The sequence below is a fragment of the Flectobacillus sp. genome (assembly GCF_049240685.1).
Lineage (GTDB): Bacteria > Bacteroidota > Bacteroidia > Cytophagales > Spirosomataceae > Flectobacillus.
Window position 1 is genome coordinate 1 of record NZ_JBMLSD010000217.1, and the last position, 4,680, is coordinate 4,680.

A 4,680-nucleotide genomic window follows, 5' to 3' on the forward strand; every position below is an offset into this window, starting at 1 on the left:
AAATTGTCATTCACAACTCCTTATTCAGTACCTTAAACTTATGCTTTCACTCAACCCAAAAGAAATGGCTTCACGAGTATTCTATTCGTATATGACATCCTCTGTAGCCCCTCGTCCGATTGCTTTTGCGTCGACTATAGACACCGAAGGACGTGTTAATTTGAGCCCTTTCAGTTTTTTTAATATCGTAGGAATCGATCCGCCCTTATTAGTATTTTCGCCCAATAACAGAGGGCGTGATAATTCAAAAAAAAATACTACTGAAAACATTGAAGCTTTTCCAGAAGTCGTAATCAATTTGGTAGACTATAACATGGTACAGCAAATGTCCCTCGCAAGTTGCGAGTTTCCCAAAGGTACCAATGAGTTTACAAAAGCAGGTTTTACCGAACAATCCTCCCTGATGGTTACCCCCCCGAGAGTTAAGGAAGCACCTGTTCAATTTGAGTGTAAAGTCATCGATTTGAAGTCTTATGGGAGTGCCAATATTGCTATCTGCGAAATTGTAATGGCACATATTTCCGAAGATTTATTAGATGAACACAACAAAATAGATCAACTCAAAACAGATTGGGTAGCCCGAATGGGCGCCGACTGGTATGCACGTATTACACCACAAGCGATGTTTGAGGTACCAAAACCTAATGTACATTTGGGTGTGGGTGTTGATAGCATTCCTGCGTTAGTGAAACAATCATCTATTTTTGATGGCAACGATTTAGGGAAATTGGGGAATGAAAGCTCCTTACCTGAGGAGGTGGATATCCAAACCTTTTTGTTAAATCTTGAGGTGGAGCCAAGTCTGCACTTAGCTAAAAAGTATTTGGACGAAAATAAGATAAGAGAAGCCTGGGCAGTAATTTTGGGCTTGAAGCTAATGTAACACTTGATGCATTAACTTTGCTTTTGTTATTAGGAAAAAGATTTTTTGGAGTGCAGAATTAGATTTAATTTTTCAGGCAATAGCCTTTAGGCATGAAGTCGAAAGGAATATTTTATGAAAAGATAAAGACCTTTTGCCTAAAACCTACGGCTTACAGCCCTTAAGTTAAATCTAATTCTGAACGATTACATGGTTAGTGGGCAAAATAGAATTTAAGATTGAGCTTTGGGCTTTCAGGTATAGGCTTTCGGCCGTGGGCTATGGGAAAAATGCATTTCCGTGGTCGTTAAATACATTTTAATACTCTTTGCCTTGTCCCCCAAACACAAAACTTAAATCTAATTCTGCTCACTTATTTAATAATCCTGAGAAATAGGATGAATCATCAATTCGTCGATAACTACGTGCGCTGGAGCCGACAGAATAAAGTAAATGGTATTTGCCATATCCTTGGATGATAAATATCTTGCCTGATGTGGGTCACCTTCCTCTCTTTTATGGAAATGGGTATCTACTACACCAGAGTATACCACCGACACCTTAATGTTATCTTTCCTCACTTCTTTTCTCAAAGCCATCGAAAATGCATCCTGTGCGTATTTTGAGGCACAATACAACGAACCACCATCAAACACTCGTTTGGCAACATCGGAGGCAATATTTACAATATGACCTTGCCCTGAATTTTTCATAAATGGTACAACTTCGCGACAAAATAGAAACGTGCCTTTGACATTAGTCTCAAAAATCGAGTCCCATTCATGAGTCGTGATTTCTGCGGCTTGTTTGAAGACACCAAAGCCCGCATTATTGACCAATGCATCAATCTTTCCAAAAGTTTGAGCAGTTTCAGTAATTACCTTTTTGACCAACTCTTCATCAGCAACACTTCCCGAAAAAATCAAGACCTTGGCGCCAAGTGCTTCGGCTTCTTTTTTTACCTCCAATAATTCTTGGTGGTTGCGTGCAACTAAACTCAAGTTAGAGCCATCTTTAGCCAAAGTCAAGGCTAGGGCTTTGCCAATACCACGGCTTGCCCCCGTGATAATGATGGTTTGATTTTGTAATGACATAAAATTCAAAATTGTTTATAAAAATATTCTTGTATAAAAGTAATAGATTTATTTTGAAATCTCTCTTATTCTGGCTTTACGTACACTATTCAATATTCATTAAAAAAAGTGGAATAAATGTTCGAAAAATGAACCTTGCCGTTGAGATACAAAATATTGCCTTACAGATAAAAACAAATACAAAATTGCCCATTTTAGCTAATTTCGCCCAATAAAATTTTAAGTAAAACAAACATGAGCCGTAATATGACAGAGAGAGAGTGGTGGAAAGAAGCTGTTATTTATCAAATTTATCCGCAAAGTTTTAAAGATTCGAATGGCGATGGAGTAGGAGATTGGAAAGGAATTATTTCAAAATTAGGGTATATCTCCTCGCTAGGGGTTGATGCAATTTGTTTTCGTCCCTTTTCATTTTATAATAACCTAAACGACAAAGATAAAGAAGATTTTAAGCTATTGCTTAATCAGGCTCAAATGCTTGGTTTGAAGGTAATTAGCGAGCGATTTGAACTGCCAATTAGTTTTCCAAACGACCACTTGATTTTGCGAGAAAGTTATCATTTTTTGAATCCTTCCGAACCTATCAAATTATCTGAACTTAAGCGAATTTTTAGAAAAAGAGAACAATCCCAAGATGATTGGAACTGCATTTATTGGGGAGACCACGAAACTGCAAGGGTTTTATCCCGTTTAGGAAACACTGCTAAGTACGAAAATGAGTCTGCCAAGATGCTCGCCCTAATTCTGCTCACCCTGAAGGGAACCCCAATGATTTATCAAGGTGATGAAATCGGGATGAGTAATTTTGTTTTTTCTTCGGTGGAGGATTTTCAGGATGAAAAAGTGATAGAAATCTACCAAAATGTGATTAAAAAGATGGGAGTTAATGAGCAGGCGTTTTTAAGAATCTGCAATCAAATTGCGGTAGATCATGCTCGTACACCAATGCAATGGAATTCAAGCGCTTTTGCAGGCTTTAGTGAGGTCGATACGCCTACTAAAGTGAATCCTAATTATGTACGAATCAACGTTGCATCGCAACAAGAAGACGCCAACTCTATTCTTAAGTTTTATCAGGAAATGATTCGTATTCGGAAAAAATCACCTGATTTGATTTTTGGAAAATACAATGATTTACGCCCTAATTGTAATAAGATTTTTGCTTTTAAGAGGATTGGTAGGGATTTTACGTATCTTGTGCTCAATAATTGGACAAATAAAACACAAAGCTTTTCGGTAAAATATAAGGCTTCTGTCCTAAATTTACTTTTAAGTAATTATCCTAACGACACTCATTACAACCGTAATGTTTTTGAATTACAGCCATACGAGTGTAGGATATACGAATATCGCCATAATTAGGTTGGTGCTCATTGGGATGCTTTTAGAACCATTAGCAAAATCCTTGATTTAAACCCTTCTTTACTCTATGCAAAAAAATAATACTAAGGTGCTGAATGCTTGGGCAATGTATGACTGGGCCAATTCTGTACACTCCTTGACAATTACCTCTGCTATTTTCCCGATTTATTTTCCTGCGGCAGCGGTTATGATGCCCAGTAAAAGTACTAAGTTAGATTTTTTGGGATTGCAATTAGAAAATACCGTGATATACTCGTATGCAGTATCCATTGGTTTTTTATTGTTAGCTTTTTCGGTGCCCTTTACTTCTGCAATATCAGATTTTACGGGTAAGAAGAAGGCTTTTCTCAAATTGTACTGCTATCTAGGGGCCATTAGCTGTATGTTTTTGTATTTTTTTGAGGAGGGTCATTATTATATTGGAACCTTCGCGTTTCTATTCTCGATTGTTGGTTGGGGTGGGAGTATTGTATTCTACAACTCCTATCTACCCGAAATTGCCACGGAGGATAGGTTTGATAATCTAAGTGCCAAAGGTTTCAGCCTTGGCTATGTAGGAAGTGTAATTTTGCTTTTACAAAACCTCACCATGGTGTTGAAACCCGAATGGTACGGTGGAATTTCGAGTGGACAAGCCTCTCGAATCTCGTTTTTGTCGGTTGGTATCTGGTGGATTGTATTTGCTCAAATCCCGTTTGCTATTTTGCCCGAAACTCAAAAAGAGAAAAAGCGACAAGGTGGCTGGATTTTTAATGGCTTCAAAGAGCTAAAGAAAGTCTTTCATGAATTACAGGGGCTAGAATATACTAAAAAATTCCTCTTGGCATTTTTTTTCTACAATATGGGAGCGCAAACCGTGATGTACCTAGGGGCATTGTTTGGTAGTGAGGAGCTCAAACTTCCAGATGATGCACTAATCATTACCATTTTACTGATACAGCTTGTGGCTATTCCTGGAGCTTATTTGTTTGCGAAGATTTCAAAAAAAATTGGTAATACAGCTTCTATTTCTTGGATTGTGGTGATTTGGATAGTGATTTGTATTACAGCCTATTTTGTGTATACCAAAAATCAATTTTATTTGTTGGCTACGGGTATTGGTTTTGTGATGGGAGGGGTTCAGTCTCTTTCTCGCTCCACTTATGCCAAACTGATTCCTGAGAACACACCAGACACTGCTTCCTATTTTAGTTTCTACGATGTTTGTGACCGTATATCTACTGTGTTAGGAACCTTTATGTTTGGATTGGTTAATCAACTTACAGGCAGCATGAGATTTAGTGTATTGGTTTTGTCGGCTATTTTTTTAGTTGGCTATTTCCTAATCAAAAGAATTCCTTCTAAGCAAATTTATTAAGTTGG

Annotated in this window: 4 protein-coding genes; 3 read left to right on the top strand and 1 reads right to left on the bottom strand. The window is 37.6% G+C overall.

Annotated elements, in window-relative coordinates; genetic code table 11:
• On the top strand, positions 1–883 hold an 883-nt coding region (locus ACOVQ4_RS09815), incomplete at its 5' end, for a flavin reductase family protein (protein WP_421820474.1).
• Positions 884–1,239: 356 nt separating this feature from the next.
• Here ACOVQ4_RS09815 and ACOVQ4_RS09820 read toward each other — a convergent pair.
• Positions 1,240–1,956: an SDR family oxidoreductase gene (locus ACOVQ4_RS09820; RefSeq protein ID WP_421820475.1), complete on the bottom strand. Its 717-nt coding sequence runs from the start codon at positions 1,954–1,956 to the stop codon at positions 1,240–1,242.
• 246 nt (positions 1,957–2,202) lie between these two features.
• Here ACOVQ4_RS09820 and ACOVQ4_RS09825 point away from each other — a divergent pair, with 246 nt between their 5' ends.
• Both ACOVQ4_RS09825 and ACOVQ4_RS09830 read left to right on the top strand, forming a co-directional pair.
• Positions 2,203–3,318: an alpha-amylase family glycosyl hydrolase gene (locus ACOVQ4_RS09825; RefSeq protein WP_421820476.1), complete on the top strand. Its 1,116-nt coding sequence runs from the start codon at positions 2,203–2,205 to the stop codon at positions 3,316–3,318.
• A gap of 67 nt (positions 3,319–3,385) precedes the next feature.
• Positions 3,386–4,675, top strand: coding sequence for an MFS transporter (locus ACOVQ4_RS09830; RefSeq protein WP_421820477.1), 1,290 nt, complete (start codon positions 3,386–3,388; stop codon positions 4,673–4,675).
• Positions 4,676–4,680: the final 5 nt, after the last annotated feature.